22 protein-coding genes are annotated in these 26,631 nt (G+C 63.4%); 12 read left to right on the plus strand and 10 right to left on the minus strand.

All coding sequences use genetic code 11. The features are described 5' to 3' along the window. Positions 1-16 precede the first annotated feature (16 nt). The 7 genes from cysD (at position 17) to ACDK93_RS04375 (ending at position 7,883) form a co-directional block, all read left to right on the plus strand. Positions 17-934, plus strand: a complete 918-nt coding sequence (cysD, locus tag ACDK93_RS04345) for a sulfate adenylyltransferase subunit CysD (RefSeq protein ID WP_458071365.1) — start codon at positions 17-19, stop codon at positions 932-934. Further along, positions 934-2,811: an adenylyl-sulfate kinase gene (gene cysC, locus ACDK93_RS04350; RefSeq protein WP_458071366.1), complete on the plus strand. Its 1,878-nt coding sequence runs from the start codon at positions 934-936 to the stop codon at positions 2,809-2,811. Before cysD ends, cysC begins: the two co-directional genes overlap by 1 nt. 79 nt (positions 2,812-2,890) lie before the next feature. Further along, positions 2,891-3,526, plus strand: coding sequence for an alpha-ketoglutarate-dependent dioxygenase AlkB family protein (locus ACDK93_RS04355; protein WP_458071367.1), 636 nt, complete (start codon positions 2,891-2,893; stop codon positions 3,524-3,526). 100 nt (positions 3,527-3,626) lie between these two features. Then, a complete protein-coding gene (gene gcvT, locus ACDK93_RS04360) occupies positions 3,627-4,727 on the plus strand; it encodes a glycine cleavage system aminomethyltransferase GcvT (RefSeq protein WP_458071368.1) in 1,101 nt (366 codons plus the stop codon). A 102-nt stretch (positions 4,728-4,829) separates the two neighbouring features. Next, positions 4,830-5,225, plus strand: a complete 396-nt coding sequence (gene gcvH / locus ACDK93_RS04365; protein WP_179482440.1) for a glycine cleavage system protein GcvH — start codon at positions 4,830-4,832, stop codon at positions 5,223-5,225. A gap of 701 nt (positions 5,226-5,926) precedes the next feature. Then, entirely contained in the window at positions 5,927-6,442 is a 516-nt protein-coding gene (metJ, locus tag ACDK93_RS04370) for a met regulon transcriptional regulator MetJ (protein ID WP_458071369.1), read from the plus strand. Between the two features lie 391 nt (positions 6,443-6,833). Continuing rightward, positions 6,834-7,883: an energy transducer TonB gene (locus tag ACDK93_RS04375; protein WP_458071370.1), complete on the plus strand. Its 1,050-nt coding sequence runs from the start codon at positions 6,834-6,836 to the stop codon at positions 7,881-7,883. Positions 7,884-7,957: 74 nt separating this feature from the next. On the opposite strand, the gene ACDK93_RS04380 is transcribed toward ACDK93_RS04375, so the two are convergent. Continuing rightward, entirely contained in the window at positions 7,958-9,235 is a 1,278-nt protein-coding gene (locus tag ACDK93_RS04380; protein ID WP_458072338.1) for a serine hydrolase domain-containing protein, read from the minus strand. 271 nt (positions 9,236-9,506) lie between these two features. Here ACDK93_RS04380 and ACDK93_RS04385 point away from each other — a divergent pair, with 271 nt between their 5' ends. After that, positions 9,507-10,775, plus strand: coding sequence for an NTP/NDP exchange transporter (locus tag ACDK93_RS04385; RefSeq protein WP_458072339.1), 1,269 nt, complete (start codon positions 9,507-9,509; stop codon positions 10,773-10,775). A 3-nt stretch (positions 10,776-10,778) separates the two neighbouring features. Here the strand turns inward: ACDK93_RS04385 and ACDK93_RS04390 are convergent, their stop codons facing one another. From ACDK93_RS04390 to mtgA, 3 genes are all read right to left on the minus strand, one after another. Then, positions 10,779-11,207 (minus strand): CBS domain-containing protein, encoded by a 429-nt coding sequence (locus ACDK93_RS04390; protein WP_458071371.1) that lies wholly within the window; start codon positions 11,205-11,207, stop codon positions 10,779-10,781. 120 nt (positions 11,208-11,327) lie between these two features. Continuing rightward, positions 11,328-12,266: a glycosyltransferase family 2 protein gene (locus ACDK93_RS04395; protein WP_458071373.1), complete on the minus strand. Its 939-nt coding sequence runs from the start codon at positions 12,264-12,266 to the stop codon at positions 11,328-11,330. Positions 12,267-12,339: 73 nt separating this feature from the next. Continuing rightward, positions 12,340-13,077 carry a monofunctional biosynthetic peptidoglycan transglycosylase gene (mtgA, locus tag ACDK93_RS04400; protein WP_458071374.1) on the minus strand — a complete coding sequence of 246 codons (738 nt, stop codon included), beginning with the start codon at positions 13,075-13,077 and terminating at the stop codon, positions 12,340-12,342. A 128-nt stretch (positions 13,078-13,205) separates the two neighbouring features. Here mtgA and hslO point away from each other — a divergent pair, with 128 nt between their 5' ends. Next, positions 13,206-14,105, plus strand: a complete 900-nt coding sequence (gene hslO, locus ACDK93_RS04405) for an Hsp33 family molecular chaperone HslO (protein WP_458071375.1) — start codon at positions 13,206-13,208, stop codon at positions 14,103-14,105. A gap of 66 nt (positions 14,106-14,171) precedes the next feature. Here hslO and ACDK93_RS04410 read toward each other — a convergent pair whose 3' ends face one another. After that, entirely contained in the window at positions 14,172-17,069 is a 2,898-nt protein-coding gene (locus tag ACDK93_RS04410) for a bifunctional diguanylate cyclase/phosphodiesterase (RefSeq protein WP_458071376.1), read from the minus strand. A 273-nt stretch (positions 17,070-17,342) separates the two neighbouring features. Here ACDK93_RS04410 and ACDK93_RS04415 point away from each other — a divergent pair, with 273 nt between their 5' ends. Next, complete coding sequence (locus ACDK93_RS04415; RefSeq protein WP_458071377.1) at positions 17,343-18,257, plus strand: hypothetical protein; 915 nt, start codon at positions 17,343-17,345, stop codon at positions 18,255-18,257. A 106-nt stretch (positions 18,258-18,363) separates the two neighbouring features. Here the strand turns inward: ACDK93_RS04415 and ACDK93_RS04420 are convergent, their stop codons facing one another. The 5 genes from ACDK93_RS04420 to ACDK93_RS04440 all read right to left on the minus strand — a co-directional run bounded on the left by ACDK93_RS04420 (position 18,364) and on the right by ACDK93_RS04440 (position 22,970). Continuing rightward, on the minus strand, positions 18,364-19,266 hold the full coding sequence (locus ACDK93_RS04420; RefSeq protein WP_458071378.1) for a DUF4097 family beta strand repeat-containing protein: 903 nt from the start codon (positions 19,264-19,266) through the stop codon (positions 18,364-18,366). A gap of 21 nt (positions 19,267-19,287) precedes the next feature. Further along, positions 19,288-19,740 (minus strand): hypothetical protein, encoded by a 453-nt coding sequence (locus ACDK93_RS04425; RefSeq protein WP_458071379.1) that lies wholly within the window; start codon positions 19,738-19,740, stop codon positions 19,288-19,290. Continuing rightward, positions 19,737-20,300 (minus strand): RNA polymerase sigma factor, encoded by a 564-nt coding sequence (locus ACDK93_RS04430; protein WP_458071380.1) that lies wholly within the window; start codon positions 20,298-20,300, stop codon positions 19,737-19,739. Before ACDK93_RS04430 ends, ACDK93_RS04425 begins: the two co-directional genes overlap by 4 nt. Positions 20,301-20,479: 179 nt before the next feature. Beyond that, the gene (locus ACDK93_RS04435; protein ID WP_458071382.1) at positions 20,480-22,327 is read right to left on the minus strand and encodes a phosphoenolpyruvate carboxykinase (GTP); all 1,848 of its coding nucleotides are present in this window, start codon (positions 22,325-22,327) and stop codon (positions 20,480-20,482) included. 64 nt (positions 22,328-22,391) lie between these two features. Further along, complete coding sequence (locus tag ACDK93_RS04440; RefSeq protein ID WP_458071384.1) at positions 22,392-22,970, minus strand: TetR/AcrR family transcriptional regulator; 579 nt, start codon at positions 22,968-22,970, stop codon at positions 22,392-22,394. Positions 22,971-23,104: 134 nt separating this feature from the next. Here ACDK93_RS04440 and ACDK93_RS04445 point away from each other — a divergent pair, with 134 nt between their 5' ends. After that, positions 23,105-24,064: an alpha/beta fold hydrolase gene (locus tag ACDK93_RS04445; RefSeq protein WP_458071385.1), complete on the plus strand. Its 960-nt coding sequence runs from the start codon at positions 23,105-23,107 to the stop codon at positions 24,062-24,064. A gap of 12 nt (positions 24,065-24,076) precedes the next feature. After that, entirely contained in the window at positions 24,077-26,593 is a 2,517-nt protein-coding gene (locus ACDK93_RS04450; RefSeq protein ID WP_458071386.1) for an acyl-CoA dehydrogenase, read from the plus strand. Positions 26,594-26,631: the final 38 nt, after the last annotated feature.

Raw genomic sequence — 26,631 nt, forward strand, 5'->3', positions numbered from 1 at the left:
CGATTCGAACAAGGTCATGACTACAGATTTTAAGCTGCCGCAGTCGCATCTCGATGATCTCGAGGCCGAGAGCATCCACATCTTCCGCGAGGTGGCGGCGAGTTTCCGGCATCCGGTGATGCTTTATTCCATCGGCAAGGACTCCTCGGTGCTGCTGCACCTGCTGCGCAAGGCGTTTTTTCCGGCGCGCCCGCCGATGCCGCTGCTGCATGTCGACACCACCTGGAAGTTCCGCGAGATGATTGCCTTCCGCAATGAGGTCGCCGCGGCCGGCGACGTCGAAGTGCTGGTGCACATCAACCAGGATGGCGTGCGCCAGGGCATCTCGCCGCAAACGCACGGTGCGACCGTGCACACCGACGTGATGAAGACGGTGGCGCTGAAGCAGGCGCTGAACAAACATGGCTTTGACGCAGCCATCGGTGGCGCCCGTCGCGACGAGGAAAAGTCGCGCGCCAAGGAGCGCATTTTTTCCTTCCGCAATGCGCAGCACCGCTGGGATCCGAAAAACCAGCGCCCCGAGTTCTGGCATACCTACAACACGCACATCCGCAAGGGCGAGAGCGTGCGGGTTTTTCCGATGTCCAACTGGACCGAGATGGACGTCTGGCTGTACATCCAGCGCGAGAACATTCCGGTTGTGCCGCTGTATTTCGCCAAGCCGCGGCCTGTCGTGGAGCGCGACGGTGCCCTGATCATGGTCGACGACGAACGCTTTGTTCTGCATGAGGGCGAGTCGGTACAGCTGCGCGAGGTGCGGTTCCGCACGCTGGGCTGCTATCCGCTGACCGGCGCAGTGGAGTCCTCCGCATCGACGCTGGCGGAAATCATCGACGAGATGGCGCGCTCGCGCAGCTCCGAACGGCAGGGGCGGGTGATCGACCAGGACCCTTCGGCATCGATGGAGCGCAAGAAGCAGGAGGGCTATTTCTGATGGCTGACTCGAAAGGTTTGCTCCGCTTCATCACCTGCGGCAGTGTCGACGATGGCAAAAGCACGTTGCTCGGCCGCCTGCTGTACGACGCCGGCATGGTGCCTGACGACCAGCTCGCTGCCCTCACGCGGGACAGCCGCAAGCTGCACGCCGAGCTCGACGACGCGCTGGATTTTTCCCTGCTCACCGACGGCCTCGACGCCGAACGCCAGCAGGGCATCACGATCGATGTGGCCTACCGCTACTTTCACACCGCGCGACGCAGCTTCATCGTGGCCGACTGCCCCGGACACGAGCAGTACACGCGCAACATGGCCACCGGCGCCTCGCACGCGGAGCTCGCCGTGGTGCTGGTGGATGCGCGCAAAGGCCTGCTGACGCAGACGCGGCGACACACGTATATATGTGGGCTGCTCGGCATCCGGCAGGTGGTGCTGGCCATCAACAAGATGGACCTGGTCGATTTCGATCAGTCGGTGTACGACGCCATCGCGGTGCAGTATCGCGAACTGGCGCGGTCGCTCGGCATCGACCGCGTGCAGTGTCTGCCGGTGGCCGCGCCAACCGGAGAAAACGTGGGCAGTCGCTCCGCGCGCATGCCCTGGTACGACGGCCCCTGCCTGCTGGAATTGCTGGAATCGATCGACGTGCTGGCCGCGCAGATCGCTGACTTCCGCATGCCGGTGCAGTGGGTGAACCGGCCCGATCAATCCTTCCGTGGCTATGCCGGCACGATCTGCGGCGGCAGCGTGGCGTGCGGCGACGAGATCATCGTTCAGCCCGGCACACAAACAGCGCGAATCGAACGCATCGTCACGGCGAGTGGTGATCTGCCAAGCGCTTCGCGCGGGCAGGCGGTCACGCTGTGTCTGGATCGCGAGGTCGATGCCAGCCGTGGCGACGTCATTGCGACGGCGCTGCGCCCCGCGCCGGTGGCCGATCAGTTCAACTGCCACGTGCTGTGGCTGGGCGATGCGGTGATGCTGCCCAACCGCACCTATCTGCTGAAGATCGGATCGCGCGAGGTGAATGCCCGCGTCATGTCGATCAAGTACAAGGTGGACGTCAACACGCAAGCCAAGCTGGCCGCGCGCCTGCTCGAACTCAACGAGGTCGGCTACTGCACGATGGGGCTGGATGGCGATATTGCCTTCGAGGCGTTCGCGACCAATCCCACCCTCGGCGGCTTCATCCTGATCGACCGCCAGAGCAACGCCACGGTGGCCTGCGGCATGCTCGACTATGCGCTGGGCCGCTCGTCCAACGTGCAGTGGCAGCATGTCGACATCGACAAGGTCGTGCGCGGCAACAGCAAAGGCCAGCGTCCGCTGTGCCTGTGGTTCACCGGGCTTTCCGGTGCCGGCAAGTCGACGATTGCCAATCTGGTGGAAAGGCGGCTGCACGCGCTGGGCTATCACACCTATTTGCTTGACGGCGACAACGTGCGCCACGGCATCAACAAGGATCTGGGGTTCACGCCCGAGGATCGCGTCGAGAACATCCGCCGCATCGCCGAGGTGGCGCACCTGATGGTGGACGCCGGGCTGATCGTGCTGGTGAGCGTGATTTCGCCGTATCGCAGCGAGCGGCGTTCGGCGCGCGAGCTGTTCGCCGAGGACGAATTCATGGAGGTGTTCGTCGACACGCCGCTGGAAGAGTGCGAACGCCGCGATGCCAAAGGCCTGTACCAGAAAGCGCGTGCGGGGCTGATCCGCAACTTCACCGGCATCGACGCGCCCTATGAGCGGCCCGAAGCGCCGGACGTGCATCTGCTTTCATCCGGGCAGCACGCCGAGAGTCTGGCCCGTCAGTTGACCGAGCAGCTGTTTGCCAGAATCACCCCGTCCTACGATGACGCGGACAAGCCGACCGAATAGTTGAACGGGGTTTTATGGCGGGCAAGATCTCCGAGGCAGCAGGCTTCCCTCATGACGGATCGGGACACTGGGGGAGTGCATGGCGTCGAGCGTTTTGAACCCCACCGCGCAGCGCATCGATCTGGCCGGCGCCGACGTCACGCTGTATCCCGCGTGGCTGGCGCCGCACGAGGCGGATGCGCTGTATGCCGATCTGCTGGAAACCGTGGCCTGGGAAACGCACTACATCAAACTGTTCGGCCGTGAGGTCGCCTCGCCACGGCTGAGCTGCTGGATCGGCGACGCAGGCACCGGCTACACGTATTCGCGAACGCGCTTCGAACCGCGGTCGTGGCTGGCATCGCTGGCCAGCTTGCGAGTTCGTCTCGAGAGAGACGGCAAGGGATCCTTCAATAGCGTGCTGGCCAATTTCTATCGCGATGGCAGCGACTCGATGGGTTGGCACAGCGACGACGAGCCGGAGCTCGGTCCGCGCCCGGTGATCGCCTCGCTGAGCCTGGGCGCCACGCGAGCCTTTCGTCTGCGGCGACGGTTGCCGCGCGGCGTTCGTGCCCAGCGGGGCGACATTCGGAGCCTGCCGCTGACGCACGGCAGCCTGCTGCGCATGGCTGGCGACACGCAGCAGCTCTATCGCCACGAGATTCCCAAGACGCGCGCAGCGATCGGTGGGCGAATCAACCTCACCTTTCGCTGGATCGATCCAACACAAGCCTGAACGCGGCGAAACGTGTCGCTCGCGAATATCGCTTACGTTCGTCGCTTGGATTGCCCGGACCCGGCGGCGATAATGGCAAACTTTCCCGCAGGCTGCCGTCATGACCGACAAGACCGTACTCAATGCCACCCATCGCGCGCTGGGCGCCCGCATGGTCGACTTCGGCGGCTGGGACATGCCGATCAACTACGGCTCGCAGATCGAGGAACATCATGCGGTGCGCCGCGACGCGGGTATGTTCGACGTGTCGCATATGACCGTAATCGACCTTCACGGCGCGCGCGCGCGCGAGTTTCTGCGCCATCTGCTGGCCAACAGCGTCGACAAGCTCAAGGTCACCGGCAAGGCGCTGTACTCCTGCATGCTCAACGAGCGCGGTGGCGTAATCGACGACCTGATCGTGTACTTCTTCGACGAGTCGCACTTCCGTCTGGTGGTGAACGCGGCCACCCGCGCCAAGGATCTGGCATGGATCGAGAGGCAGGCCGCCGCCTTCGCGGTGGAAGTAAAAGAGCGCCCCGATTTCGCAATGATTGCGGTGCAGGGTCCGAACGCGCGTGCCAAGGTGGTTGGCTTGTTGCACGAGGCGGATCGTCCGCGCATCGAGAAGCTGGGCAAGTTTTCCGCTGCCGCCGCGCAGGGCCCCCACGGTATGCCGCTCTTTGTGGCCCGCACTGGCTACACCGGCGAAGACGGCTTCGAAATCATCGTGCCGCAAGAGCATGCCGTGGCGCTGTGGGAGGCGCTGGTCAAGGCTGGCGTCGCTCCCGCCGGACTGGGCGCGCGCGATACGCTGCGACTGGAAGCGGGGATGAACCTCTACGGTCAGGATATGGATGAGGAAGTCCTGCCATGGGAGGCCAACCTGGCCTGGACGGTGGCGCTGGATGAAGGGCGCGACTTTATCGGCCGCGCCGCGCTCGAGGCGCAGAAGGCCGCTGGCGTGCCTCGCGTGATGGTCGGCCTGGTACTCGACGACAAGGGCGTGCTTCGGCACGGCCAGAAGGTACTCACGGCCCAGGGCGAGGGCGAGATTCTTTCTGGAAGCTTTGCCCCAACGCTCAACAAGGCGGTGGCGTTCGCGCGTATTCCCGCCGGTGATCCGGGCGATATCCGCGTGGATATCCGCGGCCGCGAGGTGCCGGTGCGACTGGTGAAATATCCGTTCGTGCGCGACGGCAAGCCTTGCGAAGGCATCTGAAATCCGCGCTTGGGTGGTTCAGTCGCCGGACGTTTTTTGCTGCGCCGTATGCGGCTAGAATCCACCCATCCCCCTCCTGCTAACCAACCACTGGACCCGATCATGAGCGAGATTCCCGGCGATCTGAAATTTCTCAAGTCCCACGAGTGGGCCCGCGTCGAAGACGACGGCTTGGTTCGTGTGGGTATCTCCGACCACGCCCAGAGCCAGCTTGGCGATCTGGTGTACGTCGAGCTGCCGGAAGTCGGTGCCGACATCAAGGCAGGCACGGGTGCTGCCGTGGTCGAGTCGGTGAAGGCGGCATCGGACATCTATTCGCCGATCTCCGGTGAAGTGGTCGAGGTCAACGAGATCCTCAGCGACAAACCGGAGACCATCAACGAAGATGCCTACGGCGACGGCTGGATCTTCCTGGTCCGCCCCAGCGATCGTGCCGAGCTCGACGAGCTGCTCGACGCCAACGAATACGAAGAGCTGGTCGAAAACGAAGACCACTGAATCGTATCCGCCAATTCAAAAGATCAACGGCCGCTTTTGCGGCCGTTGATCTTTTGAAGGCCTGCTTTGTCGAGCACGAATAACGGCGCTATCGAACACCTGCCACGGAACTCAAGTCGACGGATGGTAAGACGGCGTCGAGTGGAAAATCTTCGCGCTCATGCATGCGACGAATGGTCAGTCGATTTCGTCGCTCGATCTCGCTTCACGAAGGCAGTGACTTCCGCCCGCGGCACCAAAATTTTTCGTCGAAGAGGCGTGCCGCGGAAGATCGGTCGACCTCTGCGCATCTTCTTCGAGCGGTTCGTCGGTCGTTGGAATTGAAAAATTTCCGGGCCGAGAAAAAATATTTTTGTCCTGCCAGTGGCGTCCCGTTCATGTCCGTGACGCCTTCCGTGCGGGCAGAATTCGGCGCTCTTTTCAACGTCTTGAAATGCCTTGGCTTTTATATCGGATTGAAGCTGTTGCATTAAAACCCCTTGAAACAAGGGATTTCGTCGTTCTTATGTATTTATATGAAAAATATATTTGGACGTATGGACGTCCATAACAATATTAGTCTATAGCTCCGAAACCGTTGGTGTGATGCGGTTTGAGGGACTTATAAAGGGGGTGAAGTGAATTGATTTCATGGCTAAAATCAATTGACAGCTGAAATCTTCAGGGATAGCTTTCGCAACAGATCACGGGGAATGTGCGTTATGGCAACAGCAAAATTCATTAAGCCGTACGTCGAGCACGGTGAAAAGGCAAACGCGGTACGCAAGATCACCGTCTCGATTCCGCTGCATGTTTTGCGGCGGCTTTCCGATTTGCGTACACACCGTCAAGTGAACAACCTTCGGCACGCCACCAACAGCGACCTGTTGGTCGAGGCGTTCCTGCACGCTTTTACTGGGCAACCACTGCCAACTGATGAGGAGCTGAGACGAACTATGGCCACTGCCAAAAAAACCACCGCAAAGAAACCGGCCGCCAAAAAAGCCGCCAAAAAATCCACCGTAAAGAAAGTCGCCGTCAAGAAGACTGCAGTCAAGAAAGCGGCCGTGAAAAAGGTTGCCGCCAAGAAGACGGCCGCCAAGAAAGCCGTGAAGAAGGCTGCTGCCAAGAAGCCGGCAGCGAAAAAGGTTGCCGCCAAGAAGCCGGCCGCCAAGAAAGCCGTGAAGAAAGCTGCACCGGCCAAGGTGGTCAAAGCCACCAAGACCTCCAAGAAGTAAGCAAGGCTCTACGTACACCCATAAAACTAGGTCATCGATACTTCTTTCCCCGCGGTGCCCAGCGCGGGGAAAGCACTTCGAAAAGATTCGTCCCGGCTTGCCGGGACGCTTCGTTTCCGGGGTCTGAAATATCCGGCGGCGACTTTCGATCGCGGTTCGGGTTTCGAGGGAACTTGTGAGGCTGGCGGGCTTTGCGACGTATCGGCATGCGGCGAATCTTCTTGCGTGATTTGCGGCGGCCGCCTTATCCGAGTGCTTGATGCGCCCGACATTTGCCGTGCTGCGTCATTGGGGTTACCTTTCACACATCCGCGCCGCGACTCGTCAGGGGACTGGTCGCTCCTACAGGGGTAAAAAGCGCGGGTATCTATTCGATACTCAGCGAGAGACCATGGATACCCGATACCTACTCGATATGCGTCGTCGTGCGCGCGGGGCTGCCAAGCCCCTGGTTGTTGCCATCATCGTTGTGCTCGCCGTGCTGGTCATCGGCGCATGGTTTTTGATCATCAAGCCGCATCAGGAGATGATGGCGGAAGACGCGGGAGGTCATCCGGCCGCACCGCCGGCGGCGTCGCCCGGAGCGGCGCCAGTACCGCCGGCGAACGTGGCGTCGATGGACGTCAATCAGCTGCTCGAAGAAGCGCGTCGGGCCATCAACGAACAGCGTTATCTCGCACCGGCGGGAAATAACGCGTTCGAATTCTATCTTCGCGTTTTGGCCAAGCAGCCGGGCAACCAGGTGGCGGCCGATGCACTGCGCGAAACTTTCCCCTATGCGGCGACATCGGCGGAGCAGGTCATCAACGCACGCGACTTCAACGAATCCCAGCGTCAGATCGATCTGCTGGCCAAGGCTGATCCGGCCAACTTCACGTTGACCATCCTGCGATCGAAGCTCGACGCTCAGCGCAAGCTGCTGGACAAGCAACAGCAGCAAGTCATCGATCAGCAGAAGGCGCAGCAGCTGGCGGCGCAGAGGGCCGCTGCGGAAAAAGCCGAGGCGGATAAGTTGGCTGAGCAGCAAAAAGTTCAGGCAGCTGCGGAGGCGGCAGCGCAGCTGAAGTCGCGTCAGGCGCGTGCAGTGCAGTCAGAGCCGGGCGCACCTGCTGCTCCAAGACGTCAGGCGGCAAGTGCGACTGAAAGTGTTGCGGCAGCCCCAAGCGGTGGCGCAACTTCGGAAGCAGTATTGGTGAAGTCTGCCGAGCCCAGCTATCCATCGGCAGCGCTCCGCTCTCACCAGACCGGCTGGGTTGTGGTGGCATTTACGATTGGTGCAAATGGCCGAACAAGCGACGTGCATGTGACGAGCTCGCAGCCGCGGCACGTCTTCGACAGTGCAGCCGTTGATGCAGTAAATCGTTATCGGTTTACTCCGGCGATGAAGGACGGCGAGGCGATCCCCACTACAAGGCAATTGAGAATTGAGTTCAATCCCTAAAAAACGCTAGCGCAACAAGACAACGCGTATTGAACGCGTTGTCTTGTTGCGTCGACGGGATGTTTTCAATGATGCTAGCGTGACGTTTGGAGTTTGCGGTTTCGATTGTGGAGCTGTCTTGGGGATGGCGCATTTTCCTCGACGCCAGCCCAATCGACATGGGGCAGCCCCAGCAAATCATCAAACACCATCGGCATCAGTCCGCTGGGAACCGGTCCGGTCGAATTCCACAGGGTCACCACGCCGGCGTGATACTTCGGGAAGAATCCGATCATGGTGCGATAGCCGGCGACGGCGCCAGCATGATATATCAGCGTTTCGCCGCCGTAGTTGTAAACACGCCAGCCCAGCGCGTAGTAAGCCGACTTCAGGCGCGCGCGGCGCCAGGGCGTGGCGCGCAACTCGGTCGGTGTGGCCACGCCCGGGGTGTGCAGCACGTCGAGCAATGGTTGTGGAAGGACGTCCGGACGTCCGCCCATCTGCGCGCTCAGCCACTTTTCCATGTCGCGCAGGCTGGCATTGACCCCGGCTGCCGGTGCAATTCTATAGTAGGTTTCCGTGGGCTCGAAGGGAATCCAGCCGTTTGCCGAGGGGCGGTGCGGGCGTGCCCAGCTCTGGCTGGATTCCAGCGCGGCCAGACCGTAGCTCGCCGTGGTCATGCCCAGCGGATAGAAGATCCGCTTGTCGACGAGGCGATAGAAGAAGTCGCCCGTGCGTGCCAGCACAATGTCGCCGATCATGCCGAAGGCCACGTTCTGATAGCCATAGCACTGGCCGACGCCGCAGGCCATGTCCACCTCATCGAGCTTGCGCACCAGCTCTTCATAGGGCACTTCGCCTTCGAGCATGCTGTCGTAGGTGTTGCGCGGCAGACCGAGGCGCTGGCCGAGAATGTCGCTCAGCGTGGCCTGCGCGCCAGCCTGCGCGTCCTTCAGTTTGAAGTAGGGCAGCACATCGACCAGCTTGGTATCCCAGTTCAGCTTGCCGTCCTGGACGAGCAGGCCGGCAAGTGCGGTCGCAAAGGCCTTGGACAGCGAGGCCAAGCGGAACACGGTATCAGGCGTGACGGGTTTCTGGGTCGACGCGTCGGCATAGCCTACGGTGCGTTCCAGCACAACCTTGTTGTCGATCACCACGGCGGTTGCCAGCCCAGCCACGGCATGACGATCCGCCAGCTGATCGAGCCAGCGTTGATAGTCGGCCAGCGTCTGCTTGACGCGCGCTGCTGGCAGGATCTGTTCAACCGCGGCCTCAGGGACTTTTCGCGCTGCCGCAGGGGGCGTCTGGGCAAATGTCGCACTCGCCAAGGTGCATACGCCGGCGATCAGCAGAAAACACTTTCTTGCACACATAATTTTTGGCTTCATGCGGCGAACGATCCAGCCGCGAATGGATGAATTGACGAGCGTTGGCGCGGAGAACCACGCCCTGTCTTTTTGATTGTCGTGCACTTCATGGCGGTCCACAACGGATGGGTGCATTTGCGGCCGTGAGTCGAGCCGCTGAGGCGCCGCGGCGCCGCTCGCGCGTGCTAGTCTTTTCGCGAATGCCCTGGACAAGCCCGTGAACTCATCTCGTGACGCTACGGCGGGGCCATCCGGCGAGGATCAAGCCGCCGCGCCGATGCTTTCGGCGCTGGCGTTCTTTTTCGTGATGACGTCGTATTACATCGTGCGACCCGTGCGCGACCAGCTCAGTGGCGCGGTGGGCTCGACGCCGCTGCCGCTTTTCTACGGTGCGGTCTTCGCCGTGATGCTGCTGCTCACGCCGGCGTTCGGCCTGCTTGTCGCCCGTTATCCGCGCCGCCAGCTACTGGGTTGGAGCTACAGCTTTTTCATCCTCTCGCTGCTCGCCTTCGTGCCGGCATTCATGGCACAGGACCTCATCGGTGCGCGTCAGCTCGGCGTCGCGTTTTTCGTGTGGGTGAGCGTATTCAATCTGTTTGTGGTGTCGCTGTTCTGGAGCTTCATGGCCGACATCTTTTCCAGCCGGCGCGCGCGCCGGGTTTTTTCGCTGATCGCGCTGGGAGGTATGGCCGGTGCGATCTTCGGTCCGCTGATCACCAAATTTCTGGTGGTGTTGATCGGCGTGGCGTTGCTGCTGGTGGTCTCGGCTGTTGCACTGGGGCTGGCTCTGGTCATCCTGCTGATGATTTCCGCCGAGCACGATCGCCAGCCCGGCAGTCACGGCGACGAGGCGGTGGGAGGTTCGCTCTGGGCCGGCGTGCGCGAGCTGTGGACGCGCCCGTTTCTGCGTTACATGGCGCTGCTGATGCTGTTCGGCGACGGCATCGGCACCCTGGCCTATGCGCTGGTGGCCGATTACGCCAAGGTGCACTTCGTCGGCAACGTGGCGCGCACGTCGTTTTACAACGATCTGGATCTCTACACCAACATACTCGGCGCGGCGCTGCAGCTGACGCTGACCCCCTGGTTGATGATCCGGCGCGGCGCAGGTTGGGGCCTGGTGCTGGCGTCGCTGGTCAACGTGGCCCTGCTAGCCGGCGCCGCGTGGCTCGGCGGCGGCAGCGTCGTGCTTTTCGGCTACGGCGTTTCCGTGCTGGTGGTGATGATTGTCACCACGCGCGGCTTCGCTTACGGCATGACCAAGCCGGCGGTCGACTCGCTGTACACCCGTGTGCCGCGCGAAACGCGCTACAAGGGCAAGAACTTCGTCGAGACGGCGGTATGGCGCCTGGGCGATGTGCTGGTGACCGGTGGCGTGAACGGCTTGCACGCGCTCGGCTTAGGCGTCGCGGGTCTGGCGATGGTTGGCACTGGCGTGGCCGCGATCGCCACCGCCGTAGCGCGTCGGGCTGGTTGGTCAGCTGACCTGGCGCCCGAAGCACCTGCGCTGATCGCCGAAGCCTGGCCGGTCAGTAAACGGAGCTGATGCTCAGCTGGTGATGTAGCGCTGCAGATGTTCGATCTGCTCGGCCTGCGCGTCGATGACCGCCTTCACCAGATCGCCGATCGAAATCAAGCCAACCACGGCATTGTCGCTGATCACCGGCAGATGGCGAACGCGGCTGTCGGTGCACAGGCGCATGCAGTCGAACACGTCAGTGTCAGGGGCTACCGTCAGTGGCTCGATGCGCATGATGTCGGACACGGCCGTTTCGGCCGATGAGCGCCCCTGCAGAATCACATTGCGCGCGTAGTCGCGCTCCGACACGATGCCCAGCAGCTGCTCGCCGCGCATCACCAGCAGCGCACCCACGCGGTGCTCGGCCATTTGCCTGATCGCGTCGAGCACCGGGGCTTCCGGCGCAATCGTGAAAATCGTGCTGCCCTTGCTTTCCAGCAGATGTCTGACCTGGTGCATGACGGGGTCTCCCACAGGCCCGGACGGGCCGAGTCCGCTGAGTCTACTGCTGCCTCACGACGGGTGATAGTGACCCGGGAGGCTGGTTGCAGGCCGACGATCATCGCGCCTGCCAACGCGTCACCTCGACTGACGCGGCGGTCGCTGTTCCTCGATGAAATACAGCGGCCGCCGCTTGCTCTCCGCATAGTTTCGGCCCAAATATTCGCCGATCACGCCAAGCGCCAGCAATTGCACGCCCCCGAGAAACAGGATGACCAGGATCAGGGTCGGGTAGCCGCGCACCACATCGCCGTAGAACAGCGCCCGGATCAGCACGAAGAAACCGTAGACGAAGGCGAATCCCGCGGATGCGACGCCAACCCACGTGGCCAGCCGCAGCGGCGCTGTGGAAAACGAGGTGATGCCCTCGATCGCCAGCTGCGCCAGTCGCCAGTAATTCCACTTGGTGACGCCGGCCTGGCGTGGATCGCGCAGATACCGTACGGCGGTCTGCCTGTAGCCGATCCAGGTGAACAGGCCTTTCATGAAACGCTGGCGCTCCCGCATCTGCGCCAATGCATCCAGTGCGCGCCGCGACAGCAGGCGGAAGTCGCCGGTATCGCGGGGTATCGCGGTATCGGACAGCTTGTTCATGCTGCGATAGAACGCTGCCGCCGTGAAGCGCTTGAAGCGGGTCTCGCCGGCCCGCGCGCTGCGCGTGGCGTAGACGACGTCAAAGCCGGCGCGCCACTGTTCCACCAGGGCGGGGATGAGTTCGGGCGGGTCCTGCAGGTCGGAGTCGATTACCACGGCGGCGTCGGCCGTCACGTGGTCGAGGCCGGCTGTCATCGCCGCTTCCTTGCCGAAATTACGCGAGAGCTTGATCGCGCCGGCGCGCGGATCATCCGCGACCAGTCGCTCGATGATGGACCAGGTGTCGTCCTTGCTGCCGTCGTCGACGTAAAGCACGTCGCACTCCAGCGAAAGACCATCCAGTACCTTGCTCAGACGCCCGTGAAAAGTCGTCAGCACATCCGATTCGTTGTACGCGGGAACAACAACGGTGAGTTGCGGCATGGCTGGCGCCGGGGAAAGGATGCGCCATGCTAACCAAGTCGCGTCGATCAGGCGAATGGATCGAAGCGGATGCTCAGCGCTTCGCGCGTGGCGCCCGGCCTTCGATATAACCGGGCCCACCGAGCTGGTTCATCTGCTGCTCGATCCAGCCGGCGCGGCGCATCACATACGAACTGGGCTGGTCGGCATGCAGGCGCCGGGGGCTCGGCAGCACAGCGGCAAGGCGAGCCGCCTGGGACGGGCCAAGCCGCGCCGGCGCGCTATGGAAAAACGCATCGCTGGCCGCACCGACACCGTAAATGCCGTCGCCCAGTTCGGCGATGTTGGCGTACACCTCCAGAATGCGCTGCTTCGGCCAGGCAAGTTCGATCAGCACAGTGAAATAAGCCTCGAGCCCCTTGCGCACAAAGCTGCGCCCGTTCCAGAGAAAGAGATTTTTGGCCGTCTGCTGGCTGATCGTGCTGGCACCGCGCAAGCGGCCGCCGTCATCGGCCTCGTCGATGGCGCTGTGGATGGAGTCGAAGTCGAAACCGTGGTGATAGGGGAATTTCTGATCCTCACCGGCCACCATGGCCAGCGGTACCCATGGCGAGATCTGGCTCCATGGTACCCAGCGCTGGCGCAGGCGAAAAGTCGGGTCGTGATGGATCCAGGCACCTATCCGGCGTTCCACCATCACCGCGGAAGTCCACGGCGGTACAAAGCGCAGCACAAGCACCATCAGCCACGTCACGCCGAACCACGCCAGTGCGATGATGATCAGCAGTCGCAGCAGGCGGCGCAGCGGAGAGCGGCGGGAAAGCTCGGGCATGGGCGACATGTTATCGGGAGAGTCGCGAGTATAAAGGCGTTGTTCCTCTGCGTCCGTGCCCCCATCTGAACACCTTTGCGGCATCGCTTGCGCGGCCGCCATACTTCGATCTCACAAGGGCCACCGTTTTGGAAAAGCTGCCAGTCGACGATGTTCTTTACCGGTTTCTGCTGGAGCAGGCGGGTATCCGCGGCGCGCTGGTCCGTCTGGGCCCGGCCTGGCGTGAGGTGGCCGGACGTGCGGAGTATCCGCCGTCGCTGCATGCGGTGCTGGGCGAAGCGCTGGCCGCCAGCGCGCTGCTTACCGGCAACATCAAACTCGATGGTGCGCTGTCGATCGAGTTGAAAAGCACCGGTGCGCTTCGTCTGCTGTTTGCCGAGTGCAACGACCAGGGCCGCCTGCGCGGCCTCGCACGCTGGAACGACCCGCTGCCCGAACGGCTGGAGCTGCCGGCGCTGCCGGAGGCCATCATGGCGATCACCATCGGCAACGTGGAGCGCGGTCAGCGTTATCAGGGGCTGGTGGGTCTGCAGCACGCGAGCGTTGCCGCCGCGCTGGAAAATTACTTCGTCCAATCCGAGCAGCTGCCGGCGCGGATCGTGCTGGCGACCAGCGGCGACTACGCCGTCGGCCTGATGCTGCAAAAAGTGCCCGATGAAGGCGGCCGCGACGCGTCGCATGACGCGGATGCGTGGAATCGCGTGGTCCAGCTCACCGCCACGCTTGGCGCGGATGAACTGCTCACCACGGCGCCTGCGGAATTGCTGTATCGGCTGTATCACGAGGAGTCGGTTCGACTGTTTGAGTCGCGCCCCTTGGCATTCGGCTGCAGCTGCAGCCGCGAGCGTGTCACGGCCATGCTGCGATCGCTGGGTCGCGATGAGGTAGAAGCCGCGCTGGAGGCGCGCGATGGCGAGATCGAAGTGATCTGCGAGTTCTGCGCGCAGCGCTACCTGTTCGACCGCATCGACGCCGAGCACCTGCTCAGCGACAGCTCCGTGTTGAGCACGCCGGACACGGCGCAGTAGCGACGGTCTGGCTTGTAGTCGAGTAGCGCTGGCCGCGTACCCTCCACGGCGCAGCCGATCGACCGGTCAGTTCGTCCGCGGTGGCGTAACTGCGCCCAGCCACGTTTCGGCGGCCTGGGCAGCGGCGAACAGAAAACCCTGGCCGTAGCGGCAGCCGACGCTCATCAACGCCTGCCGCTGCGACTCTTCCTCGATGCCTTCGGCGATCACTTTCATCTGCAGTGAATCGGCCAGGACCTGGATGGCGCGGACGAGGGCGAGGCCCTGGGTTTCCTGGTCGTCGTCCGGCAGCTCGGTGATGAAGGAGCGATCGATTTTCAGGGTCTCGAACGGATATTGGTGCAGGTAGCTCAGCGACGAGTAGCCGGTGCCGAAATCATCCAGCGCGATGCCCACGCCGTGGCTGCGCAGGTTCTGCAGCATCTGCTTCACCTGGTTCGGATTTTCCAGCAGGGCGCGCTCGGTGACTTCGATGCGGATGCAGTGCGTGGGCACGGCGTAGCGCTCGAACAGCGCCAGCAGTTTTTGATCCAGATCGGGCAGGCGAAAGTGTCGGCCGGAAACGTTGATGCTGACGAAGCCATCGGCGCCGATCAGCTTCATGCCCTGTTTGCAGACCTGTTCGAAGATATGCCAGTCGATCGCCTCGGCGCAGCCGCAGTCCTCGGCAATCAGCAAAAAGTCCTGCGGCAGCAGCAGGCCGCGCTGCGGATGGTGCCAGCGCAGCAGCGCCTCGTAGCCGACGACCCGGCCATCGGCCAGTTCCACGATCGGCTGGTAGAACGGCACGAATTCGTTGCGGCTGAGCGCGTGGCGAAGATCGCTCTCCATGTCCAGCAGCGAGAGCGCCTGGCGCCGCAACCGCTCGTCGAACATTGCGGCACGGTGGCGGCCTCCATCCTTGGCGTTGTACATCGCCGCGTCGGCGTCGCGCAGCAGTTCTTCAGGCTGCTTGTAGTGCGGGCTCGAGAGCGCGATGCCGATCGATGCGGAGGTGAAGATTTCCTTGGTGCCGAGCCGGAACGGCGTCTGCAGTTCGACGATGATGCGGTCGGCGACGACCATCGCCTTGCTGGTGTCGGCTATGCCCTCCAGCAGCACGGCAAATTCATCGCCACCGAGGCGGGCGACTACGTCGCGGGTTTTCAGACAGGCGCGGATGCGCCCGCCGACCTGAAACAGCAGATCGTCGCCGACCAGGTGACCGACCGAATCGTTGATGACCTTGAAGCGATCCAGGTCGATGAAGAGCACCGCGAACTGCTCGGCCGGGTTGGCGGTATAGCGCTGCATCGCCTGTTCCAGCCGCTGCAGCAGCAGGGTGCGGTTGGGAAGTCCGGTCAGCGAATCATGCAGGGTCTCGTATTTCAGCCGCCGCTCGACGCGCTCACGCTCGGCGATCTGTTCGCGCAGGTCGCGGTTGGCCAGCGCCAGCGCACGGGTGCGTTCGGTGACGCGCCGCTCCAGGCTGGCGTAGGCCTGCTTCAGCGATGAATCGGCGTGGCGCCGCTGCAGCGCGTTGGCGACGTGGTAGCTGACGAAGGTCAGCAGTTCCTGGTCGCGCTCGTGATAATTGTGTTCGAGTGAATAGCTTTGCAGCGCCAGCACGCCCATCACCTTGTCGCCCCACACCAGCGGCACGCCAAGCCAGCAGACCGAGCGCGAGCCAAAGTGGGATATCTCGCCGGCTTCCACCAAACGATCGATATCTGTCGGGAAGGCCAGCAGCGGCTGGCCGTGCCGCAGCACGTATTCGGTGGCGCCGCGGCCATGCGCGCGCGGCGGTCGCAGGTTATCGATTTCATCGACCGAATAGGGGAACGTCAGCGTGTTGGTTTCTTCATCGACCAGCGCGATGTAGAAATTGCGAGCGTACAGCAGTCCACTGATGGCCTGATGCACGGCGGCATAAAAATTGTCCAGGCTGATCGCGGTATTGGCCAGTTCGGCAATGCGGAACAACGCGGCCTGCAGGCGTTCACCGCGCTGGCGCTGCAGCACCTGCTGGCGCAGCACCCGGTTGGCCTCGCGCAGCGCCGCCGTGCGATCGGTCACGCGGCGACCCAGCTCCAGGTGCGCCTCACGCCGCTCCAGCGCCGTCTGGACGTGCTGCGCTACGTAGTTGAGCAGCTCCAGGTCATGCCGGGAATAATGCGTATCCGCACGATAACTCTGCACCACGATGCCACCGACGACGCGGCCGGCGCGCAGCAGCGGAACGCCCAGCCAATGCTCGCAGCTGGGCCCCACCAGCACGAACTGTTCGTCGAACTGGCGCTCTAGCTCCTCGATCGAACCCATCATTGGGCGGCCTTCCTGCAGCAGATTCCAGGTCAGGCTGTGCAGCATGCCCTGCAGCGGCATGTCCTGATCGGGCGGCGGCGGATCGGTGTCGACCGTGTCGACGTAATAGGGGAAGCGGACGGTGTCGTTCGTTGCATCGTGCAGCACGATGTAGAAATTTTCGGCGTACATCAGGCTGCTGACGATCGCATGCAGCGAGCGCATCATTTCGGGCATGTCGTGCTCGGCGCCGGCCTGTTCGGCAATCGCGTAAAGCGCTCGCTGCAGCCGCTCAGCCAGCGCGAGCCGTGAAATCGCTTCGTACAGGCGGCTGGTTTCGGCCAGCTGGCGCAGACGCGTATTGGCCAGTCGACCCAGCCACTTGAGCTGTTCGCGCGCGCTCTCCGGCAGCGGTTGACCGTCCCATGCCAGCATCATGAAGCGCGCACCCTGGGGGTCCTCCGCCAGGTCGAGCTGTCCCTCCGCGGCGCATGGCTCTTCTTTCTGGCGCCAGCAAAGCCGTCCTTCGGTGCCCAGGCTGACAACCATCAGCTCGCAGATATCCATCACGCTGGCCGCGTCGCTCGCTTCGAACAGCCGTTCGATCGCGTGACGCAGGGACGCAAGATCCCGTACCACGAGGAATGGCTGAGACGGGCGTGTCGTGGGTGTGACGCTCATACGACTTGATCGTTTCCCGGCCGCGCTTGTGGATTGCGGTATCGATAAGTTATTTTCTTGTGTAAGCTTATATCGCGTAAGTTGGTTCGGTAGCCAGCATTGTTGACGCATGGGGAACACTCACAACATTCGAAGGTCCTTGACGGGCCCGAACCTGCTTTTCGTTGAGCTGGACGGGGATATTTGCCTTGATCGATAGTGTTAGTTATTTGTAAAGTTGCGTTATACTTCCGCTGTCACTGATCCATCCGGAAATCTTGCTCCCACACGCCGATGCGCCGACTTTATTCACCACTGCTGATGCTTCTGCTGCCGCTCGCCGCGGCCGGGCAGTCTGCGGCCGGCGATGACGCGACAGCCGAGCATCTGCTGTCGCAACAGCCGGCGCAACTGGCGCCTGCGGGAGCCGGCGTGTCGGTTCCGCTGTGGCTTGGGCCCAACGGGCACGTGCTCGCTCTGAAGGCCGACAAGTTCAGCAGCGCCGATGCACTGCGCAGCGCCACGTTGCTGTCGTTTCATGTGGTCGATGCATCGAGTGTCAACTCGACCGGTCTGCAGTACGGCCTGGCGCCCAATCTCCAGGCCAACGCGGAAGTCAGCCAGCGCACCTGGGTCAACCAGCCCACCCGTATCCTCGGCAGTGAAGTGGGGGCGACCTACAACGCCGGCCGCTACAGTCTTGGCCTCAGCGTGGGCGCCAACAGCACGCAGGACAGCAGCGCCACCCTGCCACGCATATTGCCCGGTGCGGCGGCGGGCGTGGACGGCCTGTCGAGCTTCGACAGCAGCGCCCAGGTCAATGCGCGCGGGCGGCTCGCGTTGGGTAACACCAGTGGCATCGATCTGGGTGCCAGCGTCGGCCGCATCCATCTGCTGCCCGGCAATCTGCTGGGTGTGAATGCACTGGACCAGAAAGCCTTGAGTTTCGGCGTGGATCACGGCTCGGTCAGCGGCATGCTGATCGGCCGTACGATGGAGCCGCAGGTCGGCATTCCCGGCGGGAGTCTCGCACCGGACCGGCGCTGGAACAGCATCGATCTGGGTGTTACCTGGCGCCTGCCATGGCGCGGCCAGCTGAGCGTGGGCGCGCAGAATCTGTGGTCGTCGGGCACTCCAGCCAATACGCCTGCGGGGCCGGAGCCGGATCAGTCACGCACGCCTTACGTGCAGTATCACCAGGATCTCTGACGGTTCGCCGGCGAAAAGCCGCGACCCGAGAATCATACCGACGCCGTCGCCCATGCGACGGCGTTTTTGTCTAGCCAACGCGACAACGTCTGGTCGGGTCAGCCAATCAGTTCTGCTTCCGGACGCGCAGGTCGCCGCTGAACGTTTCAACGTTGATCTTGCCGCCGTCGCTGCCCAGACGCACGTCAAGGCTGCTGCCGGGACCATGCTCGGCTTTCACCGGTGTGCCGAAGTCGCTGCGCAGGTCGCCACTGAAGCTGCTGGCATGCAGTGAGCCGGAGACCGCCGAGGGCAGCTGCAGCATCACATCACCGCTCATGCTGTCGATGCCGAGACTGCCGTCCGGCGTGATGCCACCGGACAGCTGCACATCGCCGGAGACCGTACTCAGAGTGAATTTTTTCCAGGGTCCGCCGCTGGCCTGGATATGACCGGATATGGTCTCCAGTTTCGCCTCGTTGCCGAGCGTGGGCGCAAGGATATCGCCGCTGACCGTCTGCAGACTGGCCGTGTCGGCGTGGCCGCTGAGTTCGATATTGCCGCTGACGCTGTTCACCTTGAGCGAGGGCGTGCGTGCGCTGATGCGCGCCCGGCCGCTGACGCTGTCGACCTGGATGCCTCCCCCGTCCAGGCCATCGATGACCGCGGCTGCGCTGACCACATTGACGTTCAGCGCGGCCGCTTTTGGCACGTGCAGTTCCAGCGTGCTGGGCGACATCCGGCTATCGCTGCTCCAGTTCAGCCAGCCCGAGCCACCCTGCGGTTCGACCTTTATCGAGAGATCGCCATTGCTGCCGGTGATCGCCAGCGGTTTGCTGCCATCGCCGAGCTGGCCGGTGACTTGCACTTCGTTACGATTCCAGCCGGTGACCGTAACGTCGCCGGCCACGTTGCTGACGCTGACGCGCACGGTGGGGCTGGCGTCATGGCGCAGGTTGATTGGCATGTCGGCCAGCGCCTGACCAACGCAGAGGCACAGCAGCAGGGGAAAGTAGCGGGCGGTTTTCATCATTTCGTTCCAGATTTTCAATCAACCCGCGTCGCTGGCCAGCTGACGCAGCTGGTTCTGCTGACGCTCGGTTTGGATAAGCAGTCGCTGCAGCGCCGGTGAGTGGGGCGCCTGCTGCATCGCCTGCTGCAGCTCCATGCGGGCGGCATTGAGCTGGGTCGCTGCACCGGCCAGTCGCGGGTCGGAGGGCTTCCAGTTTTGTGTTGGCGCCGTGGTGCTGGCCACCTGTGTTGCCATGGTTGCGCTCCTGGCATGCCATCCGACGGCGCCGGCAAGCACGGCGGACGCGGCAAAGCTGGCGGCGATGAGCCAGCGGCGCCGGCCTTCCGATCGAGACGATGCGGGCGGCGCCGCGTCGGCAAGGTTCGGTCCGGCTTCGTCCAGCGCAGCATCGATCGACGCCCATAAATCCCGCCGCGGCGCCATGGGCTGGCGCAGGTCGCGCATTTGTCGACGCCATTCAAATTCGTTCATGTCCTTTCTCCCGCATCGGCGGATCCCAACATTTTGCGCAGCAAGCCGCGAGCGCGGTGCAGTTGTGCTTTCGACGTACCTATGGCCATGCCCAGCTCGTTGCCGATCTCTTCGTGGCGCCAGCCTTCGATATCGTGCAGCACCAGCACCGCGCGGGCGCGCGGCGGCAGTAGCGCGATGACGCGCTCCAGCTCATCGCGCTCGGCGGCGCAGAACGGTGTCTGACCCGGATCGGGCAGATGTTCGTCATCGACCATGCTCACAGGATCCGCGCCGCGGGCGCGGATATCCATCAGTGCGACATTGACGGCAAGCCGGTACAGCCAGGTACCGAAGGCGCTTTCGTGGCGAAACTCCGGCAGCTTTTGCCAGGCGCGTACAAACGCGTCCTGGGTCAGATCTTCCGCCCGCGAGTGGTCATAGCCGGCCAGCCGGAACACCGCACCATGCACGCGGCCCACGTGCAGGTGGTACAGCCGCTGGAACGCGCGCCGGTCGCCAGCGGCTGCCGCGCGGACGTCGTCACTGTCGTTGGCTACCGCAGTGGCGACGGGTGACATGGAAAGTCCGATGGCGTGGCTGGCGAGGTTCATCTTGCCAGCTTGGATGCATCCAGGCGCAGAAGGGTTTGAATCGCGCTGTCGGTAGTGCGCTGGACCTGCGCGTTGCGCCGATGCGCCTGGCTGGTTCCTGCAGGTATCCGACGACGAACGCCTGCGAGAAGGTGCTACTCAGATGCTCACGAGGCTACCGCTTTCCGCCGTGGCTGTTCGGCCGCCGCGGCGAGTGCGTCTGCCACCCGCTGCTGCTCTTTTCGCAAGGTCTCCGGAAGACGGGGCGCGAACGTGTCGAGATAAGTGCCAATGGCGGCGAGCTCATCCTGCCAGGCGCCGTTGTCGACCTCGAGCAGCGCGTCGAGACTGGCGCTATCGATTTTCAGACCGTCCAGATGAAGTTCGGCGGCCTGCGGCAGCGTGCCTATCGGGGTTTCTACGCCGGCCACGCGGCCGGCGACGCGATCTATCATCCACTGCAGCACGCGCAGGTTGTCGCCGAAGCCGGGCCACAGGAACTTGCCGTCCGCGCCCTTGCGGAACCAGTTCACGTGGAAAATTTTCGGCAGCTTGGCGCCGCCCTGATCGAACGACAGCCAGTGCGCAAAATAGTCGCCGTAGTGATAGCCGCAGAAGGGCTTCATCGCCATCGAATCGCGGCGCAGCACGCCGATTTCGCCGGTCGCCGCGGCCGTGGTTTCCGAACCCATCGCCGCGCCCATCAGCACGCCGTGCGTCCAGTCGCGCGCTTCCATGACCAGCGGCAGCAGCGAGGGGCGGCGACCGCCGAACACGATCGCGCTCAACGGCACGCCCTGCGGCGCTTCGGCTTTTTCCGACCAGGTCGGGCACTGTCTGGCGCTGACGGTGAAACGCGAATTCGGATGCGCGGCCGCGCCGTTGGCAGCGTTGTAAGGGCGGCCCTGCCAGTCGGTCACCGGCGTGCCCGGCAGGCCTTCCCACCACGGCTGGTTGTCGGCCGTTACGGCCACGTTGGTGTAGATGGTGTCGTGCGCAATGGTGGCCAGCGCGTTGGGGTTGCTGCTCTCGCTGGTGCCGGGGGCCACGCCGAAAAAGCCGGCCTCGGGGTTGATGGCGTATAGACGTCCATCCTCCCCTGGGCGCATCCAGCAGATGTCGTCACCGATGGTCCAGACTTTCCAGCCGTTCTGGCGGTAGCCTTCGGGAGGAATCAGCATGGCAAGGTTGGTCTTTCCACAGGCGGAGGGAAACGCGGCGGCGATGTAGTGCGTTTCGCCCTGCGGATTTTCGATGCCGACAATCAGCATGTGTTCGGCCAGCCAGCCTTCCGTATGCGCCTGGTTGCTGGCGATGCGCAGCGCGTGACACTTCTTGCCCAGCAGCGCGTTGCCGCCGTAGCCGGAGCCATATGACTGGATCGAAAGCTCTTCGGGAAAGTGCATGATGAAGCGGCGCTCGGGGTCGAGATCGCCGATGGAATGCAGGCCTTTGACGAAACGTCCTTCGCGCTCGATGCGCGCCTGCGCGGCGGCGCCCATGCGGGTCATGATGCGCATGTTGGCGACGACGTAGGGGCTGTCGGTAATTTCCACGCCGCAGCGCGCCAGCGGTGAATCGATCGGCCCCATGCAGTAGGGGATCACATATAGCGTGCGGCCCACCATGCAGCCGTTGAACAGCGCGTCCATCTTCGCGTGCGCTTCGGCCGGCGCCATCCAGTGATTGTTCGGGCCGCTGTCCTGCTCGTCCGTGTGGCAGACGAAGGTCAGGTGTTCGACGCGCGCCACGTCGGACGGACTGGAGCGATGCAGGTAGCAGCCGGGATGGGTCTGCTGGTTCAGCTCGATCAGGTCACCGGTCTGCAGCATCTGCCGTACCAGAGCCTGATATTCGGCGTCCGAGCCATCGCACCAGTGCACCCGCTTGGGGCGGGTCAGCGCGGTCACGTCGTTTACCCACTGCTGCAGTGCTTCGAGCGTGCTCGACATCGGTGTCCCTCTCTGGTCTTGCGTGAATTCAGAGCGGAAACGGTAGTTTGCGCAGATTGGCATTGCAAGACGTGATGCAGCAAAGCTTGCCGTGGGCGTTGCCTTGATTGTTCTGGACCGCCTTGGTTTACGCCGGGATCAGCGTGGCAATCATGTGCTCGACGTAGGCGTCGAACTCTTCGTGATTGATGCGCGGCAGGCCCAGCGTGAAGTTCAGCTGCAGAAAGCCCACGTAGGCCGCGTAGGTCAGACGGGCGCGATTGAGCGCCTCGGTGGAAGGCAGCCCGGCCTCACTATAGGCCGTCGTGAGAAACTCCATGCGCCGCTGCGACACGCGCGCCATCACCGGCACCACCTGCGGGTGATCGAGCGCCTTGAGCAGGGCCGCGTAAACGCGATGCGGCTGCAGCTCGTGCGCCACGCGGCGAAACAGTTCCGGCAGACGCTTGCGCGGGTCGGCGATCTGCTCGATCTGGTTGATCACTTCGCGCTCGCCGTATTGCTCCCAGCGTTCCAGCGCCGCGTTGAGCAGTGCCTCGCGTGTGCGGAAATGCCAGTAAAAGCTTCCCTTCGTGACGCCCAGCTGGCGTGCCAGCGCTTCCACCGCCAGGGCACCCACGCCCTGTTCGGCAATCAGATGCAGGGCGGCAAGCTCCCAATCCTCGGCGGAAAGGCGGGTACGTTCGGGTTTGATCACGACGTTCATGCGGGCATGGTAGCTACACGCCCGCTATTTGTAATGCGGCGCCAGCGAAAACGGCTGAAATCCCTGCCAATCGCCGGGACTGCGGCAAGCCGGCGTATTGACGCCGCTTGCCCGCTGAGCCCATACTCTCCCGTATGGTTATCCCGAATGCCGCCACTGTCGAGCTAAGCCGTCTGCCCGTGGCCGATCTGGATCTGGCGGTGGAGACGCACAACCCGAGCGGTCGCCCTGTGCTGCTGTTCTCGCACGGCTTCGGTCAGACGCGCGGCGCATGGCATGGGGCTGCAACGGCAATGGCGAAGGAAGGTTGCCGCTGCGTGACTTTCGATTGCCGCGGGCACGGCGAGAGTGATCGGGTGGCTGATGGCGCCTATCGCATGGAGCAGTTCGCCGACGATCTGATCCGCGTCAGCATGGCGCAGCCCGAGCCGCCGATACTGGTCGGTGCGTCGATGGGCGGACTCATGGGTATGCTGGTAGCGGGAGAAGTCAGGCCGTCGCCATTTCGGGCGCTGGTGCTGGTCGACATCACGCCACGCTGGGAGTCGGCGGGGGTCGAGCGGATTCTGGCGTTCATGCAGGCCTACCCTGACGGCTTCGCCAACTACGCCGAAGCCGCGGAAAAAATTGCCGGCTATCTGCCGCAGCGTCGCGAGCGCAAGACGGAGGAGCAATTGCGGCCGCTGCTGCGCCAGGGTGCCGACGGACGCCTTCGCTGGCACTGGGACCCCGCATTGCTCGCCGGCGTCGTCAGCGACAGCGAGCGCTACCAGCCGCGCCTCCTGGCCGCGACGTCGAAGATCGAGATACCGGTATTGCTGCTTTCCGGCGCGCGCAGCGACGTGGTGTCGAGCGATACCGTAAACGAATTTCTGCAGCACGTGCCGCATGCGCGGCACGTGGAAATCGCTCAGGCCACGCACATGGTGGCTGGCGATGCCAATGACGCCTTCACGCGTGAAGTGACGCGGTTTGTGCAAGATCTGGCCCGGCAGGATCCGGCCGCGTCGCGCGCAGATCGGCAAGTGCATTCGAACGACGAAGAGCTGGACCGACCCGATAGCCGGCAACGCGCCGGTGCTGTTCAACCGTGATGAGGTGTTGACATGTCCGTGTTACTGACCATTTTGGCGGCGCTCATTGCCACCGGCGCCTGCGCATACCACCGTACCAGCCTGCGCACGTGGGCGATTTCCACGATAGTCGCCACCTTCGTGGTCGGGCTGTTCTCGGGCGCGACCTGGATCATGCTGATCCTGCTGGTCATCGAGCTGGCCATCGCCGTGCCGCTGCTGATGGTGAGCTTCCGTCGCCGCAACATCACGGCGCCGATCCTGAAAACCTTCGCCAAGGTCACGCCGAAGCTTTCCGATACCGAACAGACGGCGCTGGAGGCCGGGACGATCGGTTTCGAGGGCGAGCTGTTCTCCGGCAAGCCGGACTGGAGCGTGCTGATGAAGCAGCCCAAGCCGATGCTGAGCGTGGAAGAGCAGGCTTTCATGGACGGCCCGGTGGAAGAGCTGTGCGGGATGCTCGACGACTGGCAGATCACCCACGAGCTGGCGGATCTGCCGCCGAACGTGTGGGACTTCATCAAGAAAAACAAATTCTTCGGCATGATCATTCCGAAGTCCTACGGCGGCCTGCAGTTCTCCGCGCTGGCGCATTCGGCGGTGCTGCAGAAGCTCTCTACCATCTCCTCGACCGTTGCCTCGACGGTTGCCGTGCCCAATTCGCTCGGGCCGGCCGAGCTGCTGCTGCACTACGGCAGCGATGAGCAGAAGAACCACTACCTGCCGCGCCTCGCCGTGGGCGAGGACATTCCGTGCTTTGCGCTGACCGGTCCCTACGCCGGCTCCGACGCCACGTCGCTGACGGATTACGGCATCGTCTGCAAGCAGACCGTCGACGGCGTCGAGACGCTGGGTTTGAAGCTCACGTTCAACAAGCACTACATCACGCTGGCGCCGATCGCCACGGTGGTCGGCCTGGCCTTCCGCATGTACGACCCGGAGCATCTGCTTGGTGAGAAGGAAGACCTGGGCATTACCCTGGCGCTGCTGCCGCGCGCCACGCCGGGCCTGCAGATCGGCCGCCGTCATTTTCCGCTGAACGTGCCGTTCCAGAATGGTCCGGTGCAGGGCAAGGATGTGTTCGTGCCGATGTCCACGCTGATCGGCGGACCGCACATGGCCGGCCACGGCTGGCGCATGCTGGTGGAGTGCCTGTCGGTCGGTCGCGCGATTTCGCTGCCGTCCAGCGCCACCGGCGCCGTGCGCGGCGCCGTGGCTGCCACTGGCGCCTATGCGCGCATTCGCAAGCAGTTCGGTTTGTCCATCGCCCGCTTCGAGGGCGTAGAAGAAGCGCTGGCGCGCATCGGCGGCTTGACCTACGCCACGGCCGCCTTGTCGAAGTCGACCGCCGCGGCCGTCGACCGCGGCGAGAAGCCGGCGGTCACGTCGGCTATCGCGAAATACCATGCCACCGAGTGGGGCCGCGAGGTCGCTGCCAACACCATGGACGTGCTCGGCGGCAAAGGCGTGCAGATGGGTCCGAAGAATTACGCCGGCCGTTCGTTCCAGGCCGTGCCGATCGCCATCACGGTCGAAGGCGCCAACATCATGACGCGCAGCCTGATGATCTTCGGTCAGGGCGCCATCCGCTGCCATCCATACGTGCTGAAGGAAATGCAGACGCTGGCGATTACGGACCGCAGCGAGCAGCTGAAGACGTTCGATCGTCTGCTGTTCAGCCACCTTGGCTTTGGCGTGTCCAACGCCGTACGCAGCCTGGTGCTGGGCTTCACCGGCTCGCGTCTGGGCGAGAGCGCCGGCGATGCCTACACCCGTCGCTATTACCGCAAGCTCGACCGTTACTCGGCCGCACTGGCTCTTTGCGCGGACGTCTTCATGGGCGTGCTGGGCGGCAAGCTGAAGTTCAAGGAAAAGCTGTCGGCTCGTCTGGGCGACGTGCTGAGCAACCTGTATATCGCCAGCGCCATGCTCAAGCATTACGAGGACGGCGGACGGCCCGAGTCTGATCGCCCGCTGCTGGCCTGGGCGTTCCATGAGTGCATGTGGCGCACCCAGACCGCGCTGGATGGCGCGATCCGCAACTTCCCCGTGCGTCCTGTCGCTTGGTTGCTGCGCGCGCTGGTATTCCCGTTCGGCCGTCGCGAAGTGCCGCCGTCCGACCGCCTCGGTCGCCGCGTCGCTGCCTTGATCACAGGCCCCAGCGAGGCGCGCGATCACCTGCTGGAATACGTCTATCTCACCCCGACGGCCAACAACACGGTGGGCCGTCTGAATGCGCTGCTGCCGGAAGTGATTCTGGCCGAGCCGGTGGATCGCAAGTTCGCTAAGGCGCAGAAGAGTGGCCAGTTCAAGTCGCTGGAATACGTCGATCAGCTGGCCGAGGCTGAGAAAGCAGGTGTGTTGACGGCGACCGAGGCGGCCCTGCTCAAGCACGTGCGCGAGAGCCTGTACGAATTCATCTCGGTGGACGATTTCCACACCGACGAACTGCGCGCTTTCAAGACGCGTGCGGATCGTCAGGCCGAGGCGCAGGCCGACGCATGGATTCGAAAGCCCGAAGTGCGCACGCCGGAAAGTGCGGAAGGCTGAGGCGTCCTGGCCCAGGGTATCCGGGTCACCCGAAGAGT

The organism is Rhodanobacter sp. BL-MT-08 (assembly GCF_054161255.1).

Coding starts and splice junctions, on each gene's coding strand:
- cysD (WP_458071365.1), top strand. CDS start 17: ATGACTACAGATTTTAAGCTGCCGCAGTCGCATCTCGATGATCTCGAG.
- cysC (WP_458071366.1), top strand. CDS start 934: ATGGCTGACTCGAAAGGTTTGCTCCGCTTCATCACCTGCGGCAGTGTC.
- ACDK93_RS04355 (WP_458071367.1), top strand. CDS start 2,891: ATGGCGTCGAGCGTTTTGAACCCCACCGCGCAGCGCATCGATCTGGCC.
- gcvT (WP_458071368.1), top strand. CDS start 3,627: ATGACCGACAAGACCGTACTCAATGCCACCCATCGCGCGCTGGGCGCC.
- gcvH (WP_179482440.1), top strand. CDS start 4,830: ATGAGCGAGATTCCCGGCGATCTGAAATTTCTCAAGTCCCACGAGTGG.
- metJ (WP_458071369.1), top strand. CDS start 5,927: ATGGCAACAGCAAAATTCATTAAGCCGTACGTCGAGCACGGTGAAAAG.
- ACDK93_RS04375 (WP_458071370.1), top strand. CDS start 6,834: ATGGATACCCGATACCTACTCGATATGCGTCGTCGTGCGCGCGGGGCT.
- ACDK93_RS04380 (WP_458072338.1), bottom strand. CDS start 9,235: ATGTGTGCAAGAAAGTGTTTTCTGCTGATCGCCGGCGTATGCACCTTG.
- ACDK93_RS04385 (WP_458072339.1), top strand. CDS start 9,507: ATGCTTTCGGCGCTGGCGTTCTTTTTCGTGATGACGTCGTATTACATC.
- ACDK93_RS04390 (WP_458071371.1), bottom strand. CDS start 11,207: ATGCACCAGGTCAGACATCTGCTGGAAAGCAAGGGCAGCACGATTTTC.
- ACDK93_RS04395 (WP_458071373.1), bottom strand. CDS start 12,266: ATGCCGCAACTCACCGTTGTTGTTCCCGCGTACAACGAATCGGATGTG.
- mtgA (WP_458071374.1), bottom strand. CDS start 13,077: ATGCCCGAGCTTTCCCGCCGCTCTCCGCTGCGCCGCCTGCTGCGACTG.
- ACDK93_RS04410 (WP_458071376.1), bottom strand. CDS start 17,069: ATGAGCGTCACACCCACGACACGCCCGTCTCAGCCATTCCTCGTGGTA.
- ACDK93_RS04415 (WP_458071377.1), top strand. CDS start 17,343: ATGCGCCGACTTTATTCACCACTGCTGATGCTTCTGCTGCCGCTCGCC.
- ACDK93_RS04420 (WP_458071378.1), bottom strand. CDS start 19,266: ATGAAAACCGCCCGCTACTTTCCCCTGCTGCTGTGCCTCTGCGTTGGT.
- ACDK93_RS04425 (WP_458071379.1), bottom strand. CDS start 19,740: ATGAACGAATTTGAATGGCGTCGACAAATGCGCGACCTGCGCCAGCCC.
- ACDK93_RS04430 (WP_458071380.1), bottom strand. CDS start 20,300: ATGTCACCCGTCGCCACTGCGGTAGCCAACGACAGTGACGACGTCCGC.
- ACDK93_RS04435 (WP_458071382.1), bottom strand. CDS start 22,327: ATGCCAATCTGCGCAAACTACCGTTTCCGCTCTGAATTCACGCAAGAC.
- ACDK93_RS04440 (WP_458071384.1), bottom strand. CDS start 22,970: ATGAACGTCGTGATCAAACCCGAACGTACCCGCCTTTCCGCCGAGGAT.
- ACDK93_RS04445 (WP_458071385.1), top strand. CDS start 23,105: ATGGTTATCCCGAATGCCGCCACTGTCGAGCTAAGCCGTCTGCCCGTG.
- ACDK93_RS04450 (WP_458071386.1), top strand. CDS start 24,077: ATGTCCGTGTTACTGACCATTTTGGCGGCGCTCATTGCCACCGGCGCC.